This window comes from Candidatus Paraluminiphilus aquimaris (assembly GCF_026230195.1).
Lineage (GTDB): Bacteria > Pseudomonadota > Gammaproteobacteria > Pseudomonadales > Halieaceae > Luminiphilus > Luminiphilus aquimaris.
Genome location: NZ_CP036501.1, coordinates 1,229,460 through 1,250,332, shown reverse-complemented (window position 1 = coordinate 1,250,332; position 20,873 = coordinate 1,229,460). Strand labels below are relative to the sequence as shown.

Below are 20,873 nucleotides of genomic sequence, written 5' to 3'. Positions count from 1 at the left end.
TTACTCGTCGGTTGTTATGCATTTATTTTCGCGGCTCGATTCAAAGCGCGACCACGCGACATAATTTCATCGCGATCGATATAGATACCTTGTAAGTGTCGCTTGCCCGACCCCGTAAATGCATCACGCCCATGGAGTACACGCCGATTATCGAAACACAGAATATCGCCGGCTGTTAATCGAAACTTCAGCTCAAACTCGGGCTCATCTGCCATACGATGGAACAAGCGAAGGGCCTCGTAACACCCCGCCACATCCTCAACAGCCATAGAGGGAAAAGCCCGAACAGGGTAAAAGGCGCGAATCGTTGGAATGTCTGAGCCCGGTAAATAATCGATGATGGGCGCAGACCAACGATGGTCGATGCCAGGGCCTCGGTTGAAGAAAATCCAATGTCGCGTGCACAAAAGCTCAAACGCCTCGGGGTATTCACGCTCCAGCGCTTGAACTAGGGCAGCGCCGTCGGTGAGGGTGGACGCCCCGCCATCTGCATCATTGATAAGGCAGTGCAAAAACTGAAATCCGGGCGGCGTTTCTCGCGTTGGTAAGTCTGAATGCGGCCCAAGGCGCAGGCCTGTATTAGCTGTCGTATTGGTTTTTGCATCTCCGGCTAAATCAATATCAGCACGAACATCCCACAAGCGACCAAAATTACTATCGCGTACCGGACCAATACGCTCCGCTAAGTCCAACAAATAGCCTTCGTGTGTTGGCGAGTTCTCAAGGACGCACGCACCAGACACCATGAGATTGTTTAGCAGAGCAAGAATCGCCTCATCGCTCTCCAATGCCCAAGCACCGTCGACCCGTGGTACCTCGTCCATCGAGCTTGTCGTCCACGCCTGGGCCATGGGCAGCCAACTACTTGGCCTATGTTGGTTTTCAGCAATATGGCGCAACCAACCTGAGTGATAGACCGAGCGCTGTTGGTCATGACACCACTGAACGATCAGGTCCCCCGCGCTATCCACCACCGCCGACTTTACCGACATGTCATCGCTTAGGTCCGCAGGGTCTAATATGCACTCACGCGTTGCGAGATCGATGCCGCCCTGTCCCACCGTATTCTCGCGCAGCCAAAACTTGTAACAGGCAAGTTTCACGTCATCGGGCCAAAAGACGCAAACAAAGTCACCCTCGCAAACCACTGAGGCAATAGGGTTTGGTTCGTAGTCATAAAAGTCAGGCGTTAACGCCTGACTCGAAAGAGAAGTAAGTGTGTTCATACTGCATCGCCTCCTGCGGCGACCTTGGCCCCGCCCATAGCGCGACCTTTTTTTATTTATTATGTTCGAGTGGTAGCGGCTAAAGGGCTACAACTTCAGGACAAAACCTACTGCAACAACCCGCTTGCGAAAAGTTTTTTTCACTGTGTTTTCAGCAAATTTATTTCTTCCCAAATAAACCTGAAAAAGAGGAAGGTCTATCGATTCATTCTGCCACGAACCAATTAAGGGATTTCACAAACTCATCACCTCACTAATCGGATGAGGGTCTACGCCATTTAACTTCCTCTTTTGGTAAGTCGAAAACTGTAAAAATCCATCCCCAGTCAGCTGTAACACATCGCGATCAAATCATCCCGAAACGCAGTATTCACGGTGGATAAGACGAATTACTTTGCACTCAAACGGAGTGAAAATTCACAGGTTGCGTTAAGCGCAAAATTCACAAATTAGAACACTTGCGCGGCAACAAAAAATATTGAGAATGCGCGCTCCGAAATCACCTTGGCCGAGCGAAATGAGCTGCGTTCGATCTGTATTTTCACTGCTACTGACTACCGCGTTTTTGTTAACGGGGCACGGTCTTCACATGACTTTCTTGCCGCTAATGGCGAGCGAGATTGGTCTGTCGCAAGCGGTCATTGGACTCTCCGGCTCAGCCTACTTTGTTGGGTTTATTTCAGGCGCGCTCGTCACACCACACATCATCGCCAAAGTTGGGCACATTCGCAGCTTTACTACTTTGATGGCTGTATTCCTGTGTTGCTTCCAGGTACTACCGATGACCGATGCAGGTTGGGTATGGATTCTCACGCGCTTCCTACTGGGCGCCGTTATGTGCGGTGCCTACACGGTGGTTGAAAGCTGGCTATCGGACCAAGCAGATGAGCGAAGCCATGGCCGTGTGCTGGGCATCTATACCTTCATTGTGTTGACCGCCATGGCGGCAGGCCAAGGCATTCTGGGACTGACTTACGGGGACGCGGCACAAGTATTTGCCGTAATCTCTATTCTGATTGGGTGCGCGATCATTCCGGTAAGCCTCACCAGTTCACTCGCACCCGCCCCCGTACCCGCAACGCGCATCGACTTTTTGAAGTTATACCGACGCTCGCACACTGCCTTCGCAGGCGCGCTGGGGTCAGGTGTTGTGATTGGCACGTTCTGGACACTCGGCGCAGTTCATGTCGTGAGCGTCACAGGGGATGCAGAGTTCGCACCAACGTTTATTGCCGTGAGCATCTTGGGAGGTGCGCTCGTTCAGTACCCGATCGGTCTCGCATCCGATCATATTGACCGGCGCTACGTCTTAACCTTCCTTTGCGTAATGAGCAGCTTGGCCGCGCTTTATCTCTCGATAGCCACCGATACTGTATCGCTACTCATTGGTGCAGCCGCCTTTGGCGCCGCCAGCAACTCGCTCTATGCCATCTCCCTAGCGAAAGCAGCCGATAACTCAGAGCGCGGCGAGTTCGTGATGATTGGTTCGTCTGTGCTGTTACTCAATGCTGTGGGCGCCGCCATTGGTTCATTCATCTTTGGCTGGGCCATGCGCTCGGCAGAGGGCGACATCCTTTTCACGCTCATAGCCATCGCTTGCGCGCTGATTGCCGTCTTTATTGCCATTCAGCCTAAGGGCATTACCGCCGTTGCCACTGAAGAGCAAAGCAGTTTTGTCGCAGCCACTTCGGCCACGGCCCCTGCAGCCCTGCAGCAAGATCCACGCGCAGGTGACATTGCCGAAGAAGACCAGTTGGTCCCCGCCGAATTGAGCACTGAAACCGAGTTATCAGCAACCATCAACCGCGAGCTTCCAAGCACTGCATGACCCCTCCTCTGATAAGGAGAGGCTACGCTGCCCGTTTTAATTCCGACATAACGTTTACGATCATAACGCCGTCACCTAGCGTCTTTAGCGCGCAACGAATTGCCGTTTAAAGTTACTCGGTTTCTATTGCGCAGGTGCCAGGCTCGGGTCTATCCTCGCCAAAAAAACCGAATCGATGACTCAGGTCAAAGGTCCAGACAGCGGGGAAAAACAGTGCGAATTGAGCGTCTCACACCAGCTCTTGGTGCCGAATTAGATATTGACTTAGGACATATCAATGCCGAGGGTGCACAGGCCGTCTATGACGCGTTGATGGCGCACCAAGTGGTGTTTTTTCGCGATCAAGAGATAACACCTGAGCAACACATTGCACTCGGTGCGCACTTTGGTGAGATCGATATCCCCCACCCTGTGTACCAAAACCACGAACGCATCCCCGCCATTACGGTGTTGGAAAATGATGAAAATCGACCCCCTGACACCAATGACTGGCACAAGGACCTCACGTTCCGCGAGGCCCCGCCCTTCATGTCGATTCTTTATGCAAAATCAGTTCCCGAAACAGGGGGGGACACTCTCTGGGCGAATATGGCGCTTGCTTATGACAACTTGGCGCCCGCTATGCGCGCGATGCTAGACCCACTTGAAGCCGTGCATGATATTGGTTGCTTCCGAAATGACTACTTAGGCCCTGATAAAAATGTAGAAGCTATGAACGAAGGAGTCAGAAGTAACGGTGCATGGGTTCATCCGGTCATTGGAACTCACCCTGTTACCGGTGCAAAGTACATAAACGTGAACCGCTCCTTTACACAGCACATCGTTGGCATGCTAAGAGCTGAGAGCGACCGCTTGCTTGAGTACATCTACCAACACATTGATCAACCTGAACATCAAGTTCGATTTCGGTGGCGCGACAATTCAGTTGCAATGTGGGACAACCGAGTGACCCAACACTACGCACTGGCAGATTACCTACCCGGTTATCGTTGCATGAACCGCGTAACGGTTAACTCTGACAACCGCGCCGGCTGAATACTCGCTTTCACCTCGATTTTTGTTCGCATCAGATCGGCCTTCGCTAGGCTTTCTCTAAAATGTCGCTATGGCATGGCAAGCAAACACCCCGAGAAGCCTGCGCCGAGCGCGCTCGCTCAGATACCTAAGTGATGACTCGCTTGGTGCTAGGTGACGTCAGGTCTTTTTAGGCGTCCTGATGAAGCGCTTGTAATGGAGGGGGATGCCTTCGCACCCCCACCACATCGCAAGGCCTATCGCTGCTCGAGCGTAAACGCGTTAGCTGCCGCCGTGACGGTCGTGCCATCACTAAAGGTTACTGTTCGCGCACTGTCGCCATAGTTATAGACCACATAGTGCGTGGTGCCGCCCGTTTTGAAAGCCATTGACGCAGGATAGTCTGCCGTAAGCTCTCCGGTGCCCGTTTGAAGCTCACCGAGGGCCCTCATCGTGTAAAGCCAGTGATAAGTATGGGCTGGCGCTTCACCGTACTCCGGCTCATAGCTGGCAGTCGCCTCATAGTCAGCAATGGCGCTGTCGGCGTCAGTCATTGCCCAAAGATTCCACCAAAGATCGGTCCACTGCCCAGCCGGCAACCCAGAAGGCTTATCGTTTGACGACTCTTCCAGACCCAAGGCCACGTAGTCGTCGAGGTAGTCAGCGTAGAGACCCACGTGCATGATTAATGGATTAGAGGGTAATCCCTGAATGCCCAAAATATGCGCAAAAGCGGGACTGAACCATGTAGAAAACGCACTGCCCTCACCCCAAATAATCGAGGTCGTAATTCGAGGGTAATCCGGTGGGAAGTTACGCTTCTCAGGGTCGCCACCACGCCACCCATCGATGTCGTTCCAGTACTCCCAGTAGCTCGCTGAGGTCGAAGCGTGGAGATACATGCCACGCTCGGCAATGTCGTCGTTTCCAGTCACTAGGCCATAAAGCACCATTGCGCCGTAGGCATTTGCCGCCTCGGAAGTAGACTCGTTGTTGTTACCCCTTGCGAAATTCACCTCACCCGATGCCCAAGAGAAACCATTAGCTGGGTCAAAATTACGCAGGTAAGGGAACAGCGCGTCATCACGCCCGGCCGCATAATCTCGAATGAGCATCTCGAACATGGAACCGTATTGCTCTGCGCTACAGAAGGCTTTGTCAACGCGACAAACCTCTGCAGCGGCGCGAATGAAGTAGCCGTAGTGGAAATGATGGTCTTGCAACAACGTGTGTGCATAGAACGACTCTTCCATACCTAACAGCGTGTTCCAGTCGTCGTCATAAACAAAGTAGTTACCATCGTCGAGCGTGCCATTGCGCTCGGCACTCATCCAGTCAGCGAGCTCTTCCTTTAGCCAATCGCGTAAAGCGGTTGCCTCTGAAGTCATTTCAAGCTGGTCTGCAAGCGCCAACACCTCCGCCACGCGACCGACCTCTTTACCGTTCCAGTAGGTGTCAACGCGGGCATTCCACGCACCCGACCCAAGCGCGACAAACTCACTTACTAAGCTGCGCAGCGTGTCATTGTCCAGCGACCCGTCAATGACCGGGAGCGATGGGAGAACACCAACAGTGGGCAGCTCGTAGTCAAACCCACTCGCGGGAGCGAACTTGATTACGCCTCTCGCACTGCGTGTGGAAATGGCATACGTCAGACCTGAGGCACGTTTCCAGTGAAGTGGCATAAGCCCAGCCATCGTCTGCACAGCCTCACCGCTTGTGTCCATATAGCGATGGCTCACCGTAACGCTGTTATCCGCACGATCGACGGCGTAATCAATCACTACATCGCGCACCACATTTCGGGCATACGCCTCGAGACTCTGGCGCGTTGCCGTTGAGTCATCCGGTGACCAAGCCAAGGTAAATGAATTATTGGGCGAGTCGATCGTTACAACGGCGGTCTCGGTATTACTAAAACTCGTACCCGCGTCCCCAACCACAAGGAAATTATTTCGACCCCCTGCGATGGCGGTCCATACGCCGAGGCTGTTGCCACCCTCATGCCAAATACCTCGTTGACCCGATGTCGCATTCGGCCAAGTCTTGATCTGCGGTGAGCCCGAGTACACCTCGAAGAAGATATACGGCGAACCGTAGACAAACGTGGCTTCCATGACCAAGGTGCTACCGTCATACCAGCCAGCTGTGACCGCGCCCTCAGAGTAGTCGAGAAGCTTCGCATCCATATTGCTGTGCGCTGAGTTACCAATAGCGGCACCATCGAAGACTTCGGAGAAGGGGTCTGGAATGTTGTAACCAAAGCCACCTTGGCCGCCCGAGAGACCTGTTGGAATACTCATAAATCTCAGGCCACGCTCTGAAATACGCGCAATGAAGGGGTCGGGAGTGATGTAACCCGCACCGTTAGCGTCACCCGTACGCATTTCGCCAATGAACGACAACGAGCCCCACCAGCGGTGCGTCATCGTGTGCATTTGCGCCGCGTCGCCGCCCAGCTGAGGCAAACGCTTGACGGGGTTGGCGTTGGCAACGTTGGTGCAAGTGCCTAGGTTAGTAAATGGAACAACACCTGCGTTGTAAAGCCATGCGCCGTAATCTTCCACGCACTGATAGCTCGCAGGATTTATCGTATCTGAATAACTGCCCAGACCCATTTCGGTGAGCTTAAAGGGTACCGTTACGGGCGCCGGTGTTGAGTCAGCATCCGCATCAAAGCCGGTAAACCGAACGTTATCGATTTGAAACACGGTATCCTGGAATTTCGTCGCCCAAATGACGAGTCCTGTATTCACCTTTGATAAATCCAGTCCACTCGAATTTAAGCCCGCCATTGCGACACTGACTGACTCCCAGCCACCGACACCCTTTTCACCCAGGAGCTTATCGCCTGAAGTGCAGGGGTAGGTGCAATCGAGTTTCATCGTAATGTTCGCATCGCCCGAAACTACTTTGATATCGAATTCGATAGCGCCATTAATGAATCCTAATACATCTACACCGGTTGTTGACCCAAAGAAGAGCCCAGCCAGATTGGCGTTATTTGCGTGAGAGATCTGGAGCACATCGCCCCGCTCCGCGTCGGTCACGGTTTCCCATGAGATCGACGGGCAATCGCTGCTCACACTGCAATCACCCCAGTTAAGCGCCTGATCGAAGGCGTTGATGCCTCGATCCCACTCGCCGCCCACTACGCCATCAACGTATACACTGAGCACCTCATCGGCCGGTTGCTCTGTGACGTCTGGGTCTAAGGGCGCGTAATCGTCCCCGTCCAGCACGCCGTCATTATCGTCGTCTGTGTCTTCGTTATTACCGATGCCATCGCCATCGGTATCCAAACTCTCACTCGCATCATTGGGGAAAGCATCATCACTGTCGGCGACACCGTCGCCATCAGTATCGGTCTCAACCGGCGCTTTCGCAGGGCGAACCAGAATATCGGTGATAACCACCGCCACATCCCTATCGTTGAGATACAGAATGAGGGACCTAAACGTCTTGCTGCCTTGAGCAGGCACATCGATCGTGTAACGCGTGGGCGCGTCTCCCGATACCGTAACGGCTTCAGTATTGTATGCGGGGTCTACGTCAGGGTGAGGCAGACGCTCGAACCGGAAGCGAACATCAGCCGATCCACCACTGGGCACTGAGGCCGTGAACTGAATGCGCCCACCGTATTCAAAGACAATGGGGTAAATAGAGGTATTTTCGTTAGCAAATCCGGCCCACGATTCGGCACCTGATGGGAAGCTAAATGAGCCATCATCGCCTACGACAGCGCCACCAAATGCCTCACTAAAGTCAGCAAGCAAGGGCGCCACATCGGTCACTACGAGTGGTTGCGGATCGTAGTCATCATCAATGCCGTCACCATCGTCATCACTGTCTGCGTTATTACCGACTAAATCACCATCGGTATCAAGGGTCTCGCTGGCATCTGACGGGAAGGCATCTGCATTGTTGCCGACACCGTCACCGTCGGCGTCGGCAGACTCACTCGCATCGTCAGGAAACGCATCATCAAGATCGGAAACACCATCACCGTCGGAGTCCACGTCTCCGCCCATGATGACCATAATCGCCGACAGGAGTGTCGGTGAGAGAGGTTCACTTGCTCTAGCCCTATCCGAAGACAGAACCGTGACGAGTCCAGCGGTAAGAACAAACGACAAAAGTAACGTTTGTTTCAGTCCGAATAGTCGCGTCATTAAGTAACCCCTGAGTGTCTTAATTAAAATAAAAATATCTGGCGCACGAAGATTACCCACCACCGGTATGACGGGGAATCGAAATAAGGTAAACCGGCTCTTTAACTCGCCGAAAAGGCCATTCTTTCGGCGAGTCAACCACTACTTTAGCACCCGTAAATTAGTGACGGACGACAAGACAGGAAGCCTTTCGGTTGGGGCAATTGAAAGGGCGCTTTCTCAAATGGAGGCTGCTCATTTAGTTGAAAAGCCCACAGCACGGCAGCCAAGGGCCCCTTACCTACTCAAACACATTGCATAGACGCACTAGGCTCCTAACACTCGCAAACACGTCGCTCAGGCAGAGAGTACCTTTTCACCTCGTGCCATACCCGCAACCCCTGATCGAACGACCTCGAGTACTTCGGCCTCACCGAGTGCCGCAAGGAACGAGTCTAGCTTATCGATAGGTCCTGTAAGCTGAATGATGTAAGTGCAAGGACCCACGTCGATGATCTGCCCCCGAAAGATATCGGTTGTTCGCTTAACCTCATCTCGATGAGCACCCTCAGCCCGAACTTTAACTAACAGCATGTCGCGCTCAACGTGTGCACCCTCTGTGAGATCGACAACCTTCACCACATCAACAATCTTGTTAAGGTGCTTCGTAATTTGCTCAATCTTCAGATCGTCACCGGTTGTGGTTAGTGTCAGCCGCGACAACGTATGATCAGTCGTCGGTGCCACATTAAGACTTTCAATGTTGTAACCACGCTGGGAGAACAACCCCACCACCCGCGACAACGCCCCGGGCTCGTTCTCCATCAAAACGGAAAGTATACGTCTCATATCTAGGTTCTCTCCGTCTTGCTCAACCACATATCTTTCATCGCGCCGTTGGGTGCTACGTGCATGGGATACACATGCTCGTGTGGCTCTACGAAAATATCGAGGAACACCAAACGATCTTTCATTGCAAAGGCCTCTCGCATTGCGGGTGCCAGATCCGCTTTTTCCTTGATCTGCATACCTACATGCCCATAGGCCTCGGCCAATTTCACAAAATCAGGCAGGGAACTTGCATAGTGACTCTCTGAATAACGGCTGTCGTATTGCATGTCCTGCCACTGCTTCACCATTCCCAAGTAATTGTTTCTAAGATTTACTATCTTCACGGGCACGTCGTACTGAGCGCAGGTCGATAATTCCTGAATATTCATCTGAATACTCCCCTCACCCGTGACACACGCTACGTCCGAATCGGGCAAAGCAAGCTTAATACCCATGGCCGCAGGCAAGCCGAAACCCATCGTCCCTAAGCCACCTGAGTTAATCCAGCGACGCGGATAATCGAACTTGTAGTACTGCGCGGCAAACATCTGATGCTGACCAACATCTGATGTGACATACGCTTCACCGTTTGTAGCCTCATATAAGGCCGTAATCGCGTCTTGCGGCATGATGAAATCGGACTCACCGTAACGTCGCCCGTGCCACAAGCCATGCGCTTCGCGCCAGCTTTCGATTTGTGTCCACCATTCAGCGAGTGCGTCTGCGTCAGGCATGACACGCTCAGAGGCCACCATCTGCTGATCAATCTGTGTGTCGAGATCTTTCAGCACGGTGGTCACAGGGCCGACGATAGGGACGTCAACTGGGACAATCTTTGCAATCGATGCAGGATCGACATCGATGTGAATGATCTTGGCGCCGGGACAGAACTTACTAACGGTGTTGGTCACCCGGTCATCGAAGCGCGCGCCCACAGCCAAAATGACGTCGCTGTGATGCATAGCCATGTTCGCTTCATAGAAACCATGCATGCCGAGCATCCCGAGGAACTGACGATCGGTCGCAGGGTATGCGCCAAGACCCATTAAGGTGTTAGTCACTGGATAATTGAGCTTACGCGCCAATTGGGTGAGCAACTCACTACCCTCACCCTGAATAACGCCGCCACCTGCATAGATCACGGGGCGCTTGGCGTTAAGCAACAACCGCGCCGCCTTGCGAACTTGTCCTGAATGACCTTTTTCGGACGGTTGATACGAGCGCATCGAGACTGTCTCTGGGTAGGCGTAATCGAATTTGTGTTCGGGATGCGTGAGATCCTTCGGAACATCAACAACAACAGGGCCGGGTCGTCCTGTCGTCGCAATGTAAAACGCCTTTTTGATAATGCTTGGGATGTCTTCAGTCCGCTGAACCATGAAGGAGTGCTTCACGATTGGCCGCGAAATCCCCACCATATCGGTTTCTTGGAACGCATCCTCACCGATCAGGTGACTCTGTACCTGACCAGAAATAACGACCATTGGTATCGAGTCCATGTAGGCCGTCGCAATGCCCGTAATAGCATTGGTTGCGCCAGGCCCTGAGGTCACCAGGACGACACCGGGCTTACCGGTTGCACGCGCATAACCGTCCGCCGCGTGCGTTGCCGCCTGCTCGTGTCGAACCAGAATATGGGGTACCGAATCGGCTTTAAAAATGGCGTCATAGATGTGCAGTGCTGCACCGCCGGGGTAACCAAAGATGTATTCCACGCCCTCGTCTTCGAGTGCGCGAACGATCATGTCTCCGCCTGAAAGTTGTTCCACTGTGTCGCTCCCTCCGTGTTAATGCCTTACGGTGAGAACGCTGAATGAGTTTGCTTCTTGCGTGCGCACCGAGGTCTGTCGCACGAACCACTGGCCGGATCGCTCCGGACACCATCCAGAACATCGATCACGAAACCCGTGTTCGGCCGTCCTGCGAGGTAGCGCAGTGTCGAGCCCGAGCGTGAGGCGCATAGACCTGCGCAACACTGACGGAACCCGCAAACAGCCCAAATAACTATCCCGTCATAAGAGTGGGTCAGAGGGTAAGGGTACTCACCAATAACCGTTGCCGTTCGCGTGACTTTCCGTAGTGTCTTTATCGCCCCTATTGAAGTCAAGCAATGAGCCAAAATCGTGATTATTGACGATTCTAAGACCACTTTTTGATCGACAAACAGCCTAAAACCACCCCGCAAGCGCGCCCAGCTGACAAAATGAGCGCTTACCTAATAACGCTGTCGTCGCATCTAGGTTCTCACCCTTGACTCAATAACCACGTTGCTCTCGCCATTTCAAAGGGCCCCAACAATAGAAACAGTCCAATGCTCAAAAGAAGCGCTACGGTGAGTGTGACGATCATGCCGCGCTGCCCACCCCGTGTTACAGCAGTCGATTTAGCGCTACCACTCGACAGCACGCGTCCCTCTTCACGCGGCATCAACACCCTGTCAGCTCCAAAATCCCTAGAGGGTTTACTCAAGGAGAGGCGAAGTTCCTTGTTCTTAGTCACGCTTGCTATGGATCCTTCTGTGGACCGTCTCGATCCGCCGATGGAAGCACTCGATGGATACCGATCGACTGGTCCCGATGGGTTGCTATGAAATGAACATCAATGGCACCCGCAAGGAGCGCGCCACCGCCCAAAGCATTACATTCGCTCACGCAGATTATCCGCCAGTCGTTGGTATTGTGGGCAAGCATTGTCGAGCGGAGCCATCGCGCATCCGGCTCGCGAGCCAAATCACGCAACATCACTGCGGGCATACCGTCACCGACGCGCCAAGAGTAGTCTCGGACATAGACGAGCGAACGAGATACTCGAACGGCATCTCCGGTAGCGAAACATTTGGAAAACACACTCGGATCCTCCACCCAGATAATACGATAGTGCCGTGTCTCATCACCCCAAAAGCAGGTGGGTGACAGCGCGTAAAATCCGGCACCGCTGCAATTCTTTGGGCATCTGAGACGCCGCTCTATAAAGAGAGCGGGCGCTGACGTATCACGATAACGTGCTGGGATGCACGCCAAGTTATCAGGACTCGCGACGGCTACTCCCCAGCGGTTTAAAGGAAATATCGACATGGTGGGCGATTCACATAAATCGACGGCTGCAATGGAATCATCACTGAGCAGGATTGGATAAACGACTCTCGGGCTCCCCTCTTTTTGGGTCGCTTGGACCGTCTCTATTTCTTGTGCCATGTCTAGAGGCGCTTTCTTTTTTCCAAGGGCAGCGCTTGCACCCGACGCGTTCGAGGCCCAAGCAACACCTGCCGTCCTGGTTTTTTTAGAGACTAAGCCTGCATTCACGGGTTCTGATTCACTCATTGATAACCAAGGAAGATCAATGAGTGGAGCGGCCTGGCTCACCCAGGCGTCGAGGACATCAATCATAAAATAGGCTCGCTCGGTCGCTTCAGCGGCCTCAGCGGATACCCGACCCGCTCGAGAAATGCTAGCGATGGTGTCGATCATGAGCGTCACAAGCCCCAACCCCAGAGTCAGGGAGATCATCAGTTCGGTAAGGGTAAAACCCAGCGCGTACTTAACAGGCGACGCTATGGTGCCGTGTTTCTTCACAGTCTGCGCATTGCAAAGAGCGCTCGCTCACCCGCACAGCCATCTTGTCCCCAGCGAAGGGTCATGTTCGCGCTCTCGAGATTCAGGTGCACGCAGACATTAGGTAGCGACTGAACTTGGGGTGATTGACACCAGGCCGCGACCCACGCTGGATCGCTCCCCTGACAAAGGTCGCCTGAGGCAAGGTCATGACTCGGGTTGATTGATCTGCGCCCCGCAAAATCCGCCAGCGCATTTTGGGCCTGCCAGTTCTCTCGCGCCTCAGTGTTCATGCGAATGATATCTGTGCCGAAAACGAGCAGGGCCAGCATACCTGAGATCGCTAAGGCGGCGCCTACCAAGTAGTCAATCAGCATGGCTCACACCCTCCCCCCAACCTTGCCCAAAACGCCTCTACCACGCGTAATCGCTGTGAAACTGGCCCCAGTTATCCAGCGTCATTGGACCTAGCAGGTCCTTACCGGCTTTAGGCACAAGCAAGATTCGGAAACGGAGAAAATCCGGACTGAGTGTTTGTGACACCTCAAATGATTTGGCCATACGGCTAGAGGGCGATGCTTTGTCGAGGAGGTCTTCAAGTAGCAAAAACCTTCCGTTCTCTAATCGCGACTGCGCCTGTAGCGCCGCTAAAACCTCGAGATAAAGCCGTCCTTCAGTCATTGTTGAGCGTGCCACCTGATGCAGGTAGCTGGGATAGCTGATCGACGCAAGAATTCCTATGATGGCGAGAACGACCGCGAGTTCGATTAAGCTAAAACCACTTTTGGATCGGGCCTCTTTCAGCGTTCCACCCGACTTAACCTGTTGCGGCACCCACCCTTTCCTTTCAAAGAAGCACGGGTCTCATGATCCGCACTTTTTCAATAACTCAGACATCTGAGGTTGCTTGTGTCAGTACCTGGTTTTTTTTGATGCCCTCGAGTCGCGCGACGCTTAGTTGCACTGCAAGAGAAGTCGACATCGCAATGGGCATCACTCACGGCATTACGAAGGGCATTGCGAAGGGCTGTGCGAAGGGCTGTGCGAAGGGCATCGCAAGGAGAGCCCCTATAAAAAGGCCTGTCACAACAGGCCTGGGGGCGGACGTCCCTTTGAGTTAATGCAAACTCTTTGTTGCCGGCGCTTCGGGTGCTCGATCGCGTACTGCCTCGCGAGCGAACTTAAGCGATGACCCATCGAGCGCCGCGTAAACTCTGTCACCAGGGTTGAATTGCCCTTCGAGAATCGCCTGAGCCAATGGATTTTCAACCAATTGTTGAATAGCGCGCTTCAAGGGCCGCGCACCAAACACCGGATCGAACCCAACGCGAGACAGCTGCTCGAATACCGCATCCGAAATTTCGAGTGTCAGCTCGCGTTCCTCAAGTCGCTCAGCAAGCCCTGCAAGTTGTATCTTGGCAATTGCGCGTATGTTGTCTGCGCCCAACGGATGGAAGACCACAGACTCGTCAATACGGTTAATGAACTCGGGACGGAAATTCTCTGCTACCGCACCCATGACCTCACGCTTCATTTCGTCGTAATCATCGTCCGCCATATCTTGAATAATGTCGGAGCCTAAATTTGAGGTCATGACAATGACCGTGTTGCGAAAATCCACCGTGCGGCCCTGACCATCTGTGAGACGCCCATCGTCTAATACCTGCAATAAAATATTGAACACATCAGGATGCGCCTTTTCAATTTCGTCCAGCAGCAGCACCGAGTAGGGTCGACGGCGCACGGCCTCGGTAAGGTACCCTCCCTCTTCATAACCGACGTACCCCGGAGGCGCGCCAATCAAACGAGCGACTGAGTGTTTTTCCATGAACTCCGACATATCGATACGCACCATGGATTGCTCAGAATCAAACAAGAACTCCGCAAGTGCCTTGCAAAGCTCGGTTTTTCCAACCCCTGTCGGCCCTAAGAACAAAAAAGAACCGTTGGGGCGCTTGGGATCAGAGAGCCCGGCTCGCGAGCGCCTTACCGCGTTTGCAACAACCGTTACTGCCTCATCCTGACCCACCACTCTCTCCTTGAGCGATGCCTCCATACGAAGCAGACGACTGCGGTCCCCCTCCAGCATTTTCGATACGGGAATGCCCGTCCAACGCGAGACGACACCGGCCACCTCATCTTCGGTTACCCGCGACTTCAACAGGGTAGGCTCTGGCATATCAGCGCCCTCGGCGGCCTCTAATCGCTTCTCAAGCTCAGGAATCACACCGTATTGAATCTCTGACATACGTGCCAAGTCGCCGTTACGGTGCGCCGCTTCGAGCTCTTGTTTCGCCTGCTCAATATCGCTCTTGATCTGAGCGGACCCTTGGACCACGGCCTTCTCCGCCGTCCATACTTCTTCGAGGTCGGCAAATTCGCGTTGTACAAGGTCTATCTGCTCATCCAGCAGCTCAACTTGTTTAGTCGCTGCCTCTGTAGTGTCTTTTTTTACCGCCTCACGCTCAATTTTGAGCTGAATAAGACGTCGTTCTAACTTGTCCATTGACTCGGGCTTGGAGTCGATTTCCATTCTTATTCGACTCGCCGCCTCGTCAATCAGGTCAATCGCTTTATCTGGGAGCTGCCGATCGGTGATGTAACGCTGGCTCAAGCGCGCCGCTGCAATAATCGCGCTGTCAGTAATGGCGACGCTGTGGTGCACTTCGTAGCGCTCCTTCAAGCCGCGAAGAATCGCAATCGTATCTTCCTCGTTGGGCTCATCTACCAGTACGCGCTGGAACCGGCGCTCAAGCGCGGCGTCCTTTTCAACGTATTGCCGATACTCATCAAGCGTCGTCGCGCCCACGCAGTGCAATTCGCCCCGAGCAAGGGCAGGCTTGAGCATGTTCCCCGCATCCATAGAACCTTCAGACTTACCCGCCCCCACCATGGTGTGGAGCTCATCGACGAACAGAATCACACGTCCGTCTTCCTTACTAAGCTCATTGAGCACCGCTTTCAAGCGCTCCTCAAAATCACCGCGGAATTTGGCACCGGCGAGAAGCGACCCGAGATCCAAGGCCAAGATCCGCTTACCTTTGAGCCCTTCGGGCACCTCACCATTTACTACGCGCTGCGCCAGTCCCTCGATAATCGCTGTCTTCCCAACGCCAGGCTCACCGATTAAAACCGGATTATTTTTTGTTCGTCGCTGAAGTACTTGAATCGTTCGACGAATCTCGTCATCGCGCCCAATAACGGGGTCGAGCTCTCCGGCTTCGGCGCGCGCTGTTAGATCAACCGTGTATTTCTCCAGAGCTTGACGCTGCTCCTCGGCATCGGCTGATTGGACGGCCTCACCCCCGCGAACGTCATCGATCGCTTTTTTAAGCGAGGCCTCGGTCAGACCAGCATCCCTGATTAGGGCAGAGAGCGCAGAGTTTTTCTCGGCCATTGCCAGTAAGACGACATCACTGGAAATGTAGGCATCTCCGCGCTCCTGTGACAGCTTATCCGCTCGATTAAGTAACCGTCCCAAAGCCTGTGAGCCCTGAACATCACCGGTGCTATCGGCAAGCTTTGCCACCTTTGACAGCGCTTTGTCTACGCCTGCGTGCAGCACTGAAATATTTGCACCGGCTTTTTGCAGCAACGGCAATATTGCGCTGCCTGACTGGTTAATCAATGCACTTAATAGGTGCGCCGGCTCGATCATCGAATGATCGCGGCCGACGGCCAGTGACTGCGCGTCACCGAGCGCCTGCTGCAGCGGATTCGTCAGTTTATCCATTCGCATGTCTGTCTCCTAACAAGCTCTTATTGAGCTCAAAAAAGCACCGCTTCGGTGCCTTTGTTCCTTCTTAGCAATAGACATGGGATTTGTAAGGTTATTTTTCAAGACCTTGCGGTTTGCCGAGAAGCGAGCGCACTAGTCAAAATAAATAACGGTTGCCATCCGACCTGTGACGCCATCGCGGCGATACGAATAGAAATCACTCGAATCCGAAAATGTACAGATGTCTCCACCGGTGACGTGCTGAGCATCGAGTCCCAGCGATAAAAGCTGACGCCTCGCTATCATGTTGAGATCTAAAAGGTATTTATCATCGACCCCTGAAATGCGGCTGACCGCGGCGTCGGTCTCAGCAAGATAAAATGCTGCCAATACATCACCGCCGACCTCAAACGCAGTTGGTCCAATGGCAGGTCCTAGCCAGGCAATCAATTCACTCGCAGGCACTGGCAACGCTTCGACTGTTTGGCGAAGAATATGATTCGCTAGACCACGCCAGCCTCCGTGTATCGCCGCAATACAGCGCCCTTTGCGGTCAGCAAGCACGATTGGCAAGCAGTCAGCTGTCATGATGGTGCAGGCAAAGGTTTCCGTATCAGTCCAGATGGCGTCGGCCTGTACACCTTGAACATAATCGGTCGGTGCATAGAGAACTCGAGTGCCGTGGACCTGCGCTAGCCAGGTTACGGCGCGCTCAGGAGGCAGATAGGCATCAAGCAGAGCCCTATTACTCTCGACACATTCTATGTCGTCACCAACATGATCGCCCAAATTAAGTCCGGCATAGCGGCCGGTACTTACCCCTCCTTGGCGACGGGTACTTACCACGCGCACACCAGGCACGCCAAGATCGGGCTCAAGCCATGTCGATACCTTTTGGTCAGCTGCCAAAGCGATCCTCGCTGTCCAATACCTCAAGGAGATTCATCAGATCGTCCGGGAGATCGGTCTCGAACTCCATCCAATCGCCCGTCGCCGGATGCTCAAACTCCAACGCCTGCGCGTGGAGCGCCTGTCTTGGGAAATTACGCAATGTCGTAATCAGTAGCTCGGATGCTCCGGCCGGAACCCGCTGCCGACCGCCGTATACCGGATCGCCTATCAGCGGCCATTTTCGATGCGCCATGTGCACGCGAATCTGGTGAGTTCGTCCCGTTTCCAAATTCACCTGCAGCTGCGTGTAATGCTTGAAGCGATGTGCGATGCGGTAATGCGTTACAGCCGGCTTACCATCGGCCACCACGGCCATTTTAGTTCGAGCACTCGGGTGTCGATCGATCGGGGCATCGATTTTACCTCCGCCGGTGAGCGCACCCGTACAAACCGCGCAATACGTTCGTGATACTGACCTCTCGGATAACTGAGCCACCAAAGATTTGTGCGCCAGCGGCGATCGCGCAACAAACATGATGCCCGAGGTTTCTTTATCTAGGCGATGGACAATACCGCCGCGTGGCAGAGCGTCGAGTTCGGGTGCATAAGCAAGCAGCGCATTCACCAGCGTGCCGTCGGCATGACCGGCGGCCGGATGTACCACCACACCCATCGGTTTATTAATGACGAGGATATGCTCGTCCTCATACAACACGTCGAGTGGCATCTCCTGCGGCTGCCAATCGACAGCGGGTTCGTCATCCACCTCGAGTCGAAGCAAAGCGCCTGCGAGAGCCTTCTCCCTCGGCTTAACCTGCTTTCCGTCCAGCGTTAATCGACCCTCCTTTATCCAGGTGGCGAGACGATTTCGAGAATAGTCCGGGAACAATTCGACAGCAGCTTGGTCCAATCGCATGCCGTGCTGCTGGATAGGCACCTGGGCAGTCAAGATGTTGCTGTTGGGATCAATCGTCGACATCTTTTCTACCAAATGAAATGAGAGCTGTGATCAAAGCGGAACCGCGGGTTAGAATGTGAAGGTGTGATGCTATCAGATGGAAGCAACAGCAGTGACTAAGCCTGTAAATTTTGGGGGCAAATGGCTCATTACCCTACTCATATTGAGTTTTGGGTTATCGGGTTGTGCGCTATTTGAGAGTGACGACGAACTGGAAGTTGATCTCAACTCCGGTGAGCAACAAATGTATCGCCGTGCCCAACGATTCTTGGACACGTCGAATTTTGACCTGGCGATTAGCGCATTACAGCAGCTGGAAAGTCGATACCCGTTTGGCAAGTATGCAGAACAAGCGCAGCTCGAGCTGATTTATGCCCATCATGGCGCCTACCAGAGTGAAGCCGCCATCGAGGCAGCCGACCGCTTTATCCGTCTTCACCCTCAACACCCAAGCGTAGACTACGCGTATTACATGAAAGGCGTCTCAGCCTACGACATGAACGAGAACTTCTTTTCCTCGCTCATTCCTAGCGACGATTCAAAACGTGATGTCAGTGGCGTCCGTGAAGCTTTTGACGAATTCACCCAGCTACTGACTCGATATCCCAACAGTCGCTATGCACAGGACGCGCGGGCGCGGATGGTTTATATCCGTAACATGCTCGCGCGCCACGAAATTCATGTGGCGAACTATTATTTCAAGCGTGGCGCGTACATGGCCGCCCTCAAGCGAGGCCAGAACGTTGTTGAGAATATGCAGGAGACAACGGCCGTTGCAGATGGCCTGGCCGTTATGGCCCAAGCCTATATTCTGCTGGAAATGAGCGAGCTTGCTAAAGATTCAGTCCGCGTCCTCTGTGCTAACTACCCAGAGCACCCCAACATGGATGCAGAGTGCAACTTTAAAGGCGGGTATGACATCGAGGGCTTCGAGCGATCTTGGCTCAACGAAGCAACATTTGGCCTACTCGATCCGCCGAAGGCACCACAATTCGATTACCGACCGGGCTTCGAGTCTTAGGCAACATCAGCGCGGCGGGCACTATGCCTTCCCCGTCTCTGCCGTCATGCTAGCTCTTGCGCCACGCCCACGAAATGGGATAGCGCCGATCTCGTCCAAAGCCGCGAGTTGTGATGCGGACTCCAACAGGCGCTTGTCGCCGTTTGTACTCGTTTAGATCGATTAATCTCACCACACGCCTGACATCGGACTCAGCAAAGCCGGCCGCAACAATTTGCTCAACGCTCTCGTCACCTTCCACGTAGCGCTCAATAATTTCATCGAGTTCGTCATAGGGTGGAAGATTGTCTTGATCCGTCTGATCCGGCGCCAGCTCAGCTGAAGGTGGTCGATCAATCACTCGTTGGGGGATGCAATAACTCAGTGTGTTGCGGTAACGCGCCAACGCGTACACAAGCATCTTTGGACAGTCTTTCAGGGCATCAAAGCCACCGGCCATATCACCGTACAATGTGGAATAGCCCACCGCCAACTCGCTCTTGTTACCCGTGGTGAGCACAAGACGATGCTTTTTGTTTGAAATCGACATCAGGAGCACACCCCGACAACGCGCCTGAAGATTCTCCTCAGTTGTATCGGCCTTCGTGCCCTCGAACTGCTCTGATAACCCCGACATGAACATCTCGTAGATACGCTCGATCGAGATAACATCGTACTCAACCCCCATCGTCGCGGCTTGCTCACCCGCATCTTCGACGCTCATATCTGCCGTGTACTTAAAGGGCATCATCACAGCTTGCACGCGATCAGCACCCAGCGCATCTACCGCCACCGCGAGGGTCACCGCTGAGTCAATGCCACCTGAGAGCCCCAGAACAACGCCTGGAAAGCCATTTTTTTCAACATAATCACGAACACCTAGGACCAATGCCTGCCACACAGCGGCTGTGTCTGACAGTGCGGAGGCCGCTACGCCCTGGTCGATTTCGACACCACGGACAGTTCGCGAAACAGACAGTTCATATGTCCCCTCCTCGAAATCGGGCGCCACCATCGCAAGCTCGCCGTTGGCATTAACCGCAAAAGATCCACCGTCAAATACCAGCTCGTCTTGTCCGCCTACCTGGTTGACGTACACCATTGGAATATTCTGCTCCGTGGCGCGTTGAGCGAGTACCTGCCAACGCTCCTTGTGCTTACCCCGGTGAAACGGACTTGCGTTTAGGTTGATTAGAAACTCAGCACCTAAGTTTGCAGCCGCATCCGCCGGCTCCTTGTGCCAAATATCCTCGCAAATGGTGATGCCAACTTTGATACCTGCCACATCCACGACACAGGCTCTTACGCCTTCAGCAAAATACCGCTTCTCGTCGAAGACTTGATAATTTGGGAGACGCTGCTTGAAGTACTCACCAACAAGGTCACCGCCGTGGATAACCCCCGCCGCATTAAACAACTGCTCGCCCGCGCGACGCGGATACCCGACGACCACGTAGAGCTCAGGGGGCAGCTCAGATGCTAAGCGTTGCAAGGCGACCTCGATCTGGTCATGCAGGCTCTCTCGCATCAATAAGTCTTCGGGCGGATAACCCGTTAGCGTGAGCTCTGGAAAAACGAGCATGATGGGCTCTTCCTGCTGCTCTACTGCCAAAGCGGTCTTAATCACCTTGTCAGTATTGCCCTGCAGGTCTCCTACCCAAGTATTGAGCTGTCCCATGACAACTTTCATGCGCTGTTTCTCCTC

At 53.7% G+C, this 20,873-nt stretch carries 15 protein-coding genes; 3 read left to right on the top strand and 12 right to left on the bottom strand.

Going from position 1 to position 20,873, the window contains the following annotated elements:
• Positions 1-14: 14 nt before the first annotated feature.
• Positions 15-1,226, bottom strand: coding sequence for a clavaminate synthase family protein (locus E0F26_RS05775; protein WP_279243096.1), 1,212 nt, complete (start codon positions 1,224-1,226; stop codon positions 15-17).
• A 517-nt stretch (positions 1,227-1,743) separates the two neighbouring features.
• Here E0F26_RS05775 and E0F26_RS05770 point away from each other — a divergent pair.
• Positions 1,744-3,054 (top strand): MFS transporter, encoded by a 1,311-nt coding sequence (locus E0F26_RS05770; protein ID WP_279243095.1) that lies wholly within the window; start codon positions 1,744-1,746, stop codon positions 3,052-3,054.
• Positions 3,055-3,267: 213 nt separating this feature from the next.
• Entirely contained in the window at positions 3,268-4,089 is an 822-nt protein-coding gene (locus E0F26_RS05765) for a TauD/TfdA dioxygenase family protein (protein WP_279243094.1), read from the top strand.
• 236 nt (positions 4,090-4,325) lie between these two features.
• Here the strand turns inward: E0F26_RS05765 and E0F26_RS05760 are convergent, their stop codons facing one another.
• From E0F26_RS05760 to rluD, 10 genes are all read right to left on the bottom strand, one after another.
• Positions 4,326-8,240 (bottom strand): glycosyl hydrolase, encoded by a 3,915-nt coding sequence (locus tag E0F26_RS05760; RefSeq protein ID WP_279243093.1) that lies wholly within the window; start codon positions 8,238-8,240, stop codon positions 4,326-4,328.
• Between the two features lie 336 nt (positions 8,241-8,576).
• Complete coding sequence (ilvN, locus tag E0F26_RS05755) at positions 8,577-9,068, bottom strand: acetolactate synthase small subunit (protein WP_279243092.1); 492 nt, start codon at positions 9,066-9,068, stop codon at positions 8,577-8,579.
• Positions 9,069-9,070: 2 nt separating this feature from the next.
• On the bottom strand, positions 9,071-10,819 hold the full coding sequence (locus E0F26_RS05750; protein ID WP_279243091.1) for an acetolactate synthase 3 large subunit: 1,749 nt from the start codon (positions 10,817-10,819) through the stop codon (positions 9,071-9,073).
• Between the two features lie 475 nt (positions 10,820-11,294).
• The gene (locus E0F26_RS05745; RefSeq protein ID WP_279243090.1) at positions 11,295-11,549 is read right to left on the bottom strand and encodes a hypothetical protein; all 255 of its coding nucleotides are present in this window, start codon (positions 11,547-11,549) and stop codon (positions 11,295-11,297) included.
• A 5-nt stretch (positions 11,550-11,554) separates the two neighbouring features.
• Entirely contained in the window at positions 11,555-12,622 is a 1,068-nt protein-coding gene (locus tag E0F26_RS05740; RefSeq protein ID WP_279243089.1) for a hypothetical protein, read from the bottom strand.
• Entirely contained in the window at positions 12,619-12,978 is a 360-nt protein-coding gene (locus E0F26_RS05735; RefSeq protein ID WP_279243088.1) for a hypothetical protein, read from the bottom strand. The genes E0F26_RS05740 and E0F26_RS05735 overlap by 4 nt, the downstream gene beginning before the upstream one ends.
• Before the next feature lie 37 nt (positions 12,979-13,015).
• A complete protein-coding gene (locus tag E0F26_RS05730) occupies positions 13,016-13,435 on the bottom strand; it encodes a type IV pilin protein (protein WP_279243087.1) in 420 nt (139 codons plus the stop codon).
• A gap of 283 nt (positions 13,436-13,718) precedes the next feature.
• Positions 13,719-16,340 carry an ATP-dependent chaperone ClpB gene (gene clpB, locus E0F26_RS05725; RefSeq protein ID WP_279243086.1) on the bottom strand — a complete coding sequence of 874 codons (2,622 nt, stop codon included), beginning with the start codon at positions 16,338-16,340 and terminating at the stop codon, positions 13,719-13,721.
• A 132-nt stretch (positions 16,341-16,472) separates the two neighbouring features.
• Positions 16,473-17,228 (bottom strand): peptidoglycan editing factor PgeF, encoded by a 756-nt coding sequence (gene pgeF / locus E0F26_RS05720; RefSeq protein WP_279243085.1) that lies wholly within the window; start codon positions 17,226-17,228, stop codon positions 16,473-16,475.
• Entirely contained in the window at positions 17,218-18,189 is a 972-nt protein-coding gene (rluD, locus tag E0F26_RS05715) for a 23S rRNA pseudouridine(1911/1915/1917) synthase RluD (RefSeq protein ID WP_279243084.1), read from the bottom strand. The genes pgeF and rluD overlap by 11 nt, the downstream gene beginning before the upstream one ends.
• Before the next feature lie 91 nt (positions 18,190-18,280).
• Here rluD and E0F26_RS05710 point away from each other — a divergent pair, with 91 nt between their 5' ends.
• Entirely contained in the window at positions 18,281-19,189 is a 909-nt protein-coding gene (locus E0F26_RS05710; RefSeq protein WP_320416196.1) for an outer membrane protein assembly factor BamD, read from the top strand.
• Positions 19,190-19,238: 49 nt separating this feature from the next.
• Here the strand turns inward: E0F26_RS05710 and E0F26_RS05705 are convergent, their stop codons facing one another.
• Positions 19,239-20,858: an NAD+ synthase gene (locus E0F26_RS05705; RefSeq protein ID WP_279243082.1), complete on the bottom strand. Its 1,620-nt coding sequence runs from the start codon at positions 20,856-20,858 to the stop codon at positions 19,239-19,241.
• Positions 20,859-20,873 lie beyond the last annotated feature (15 nt).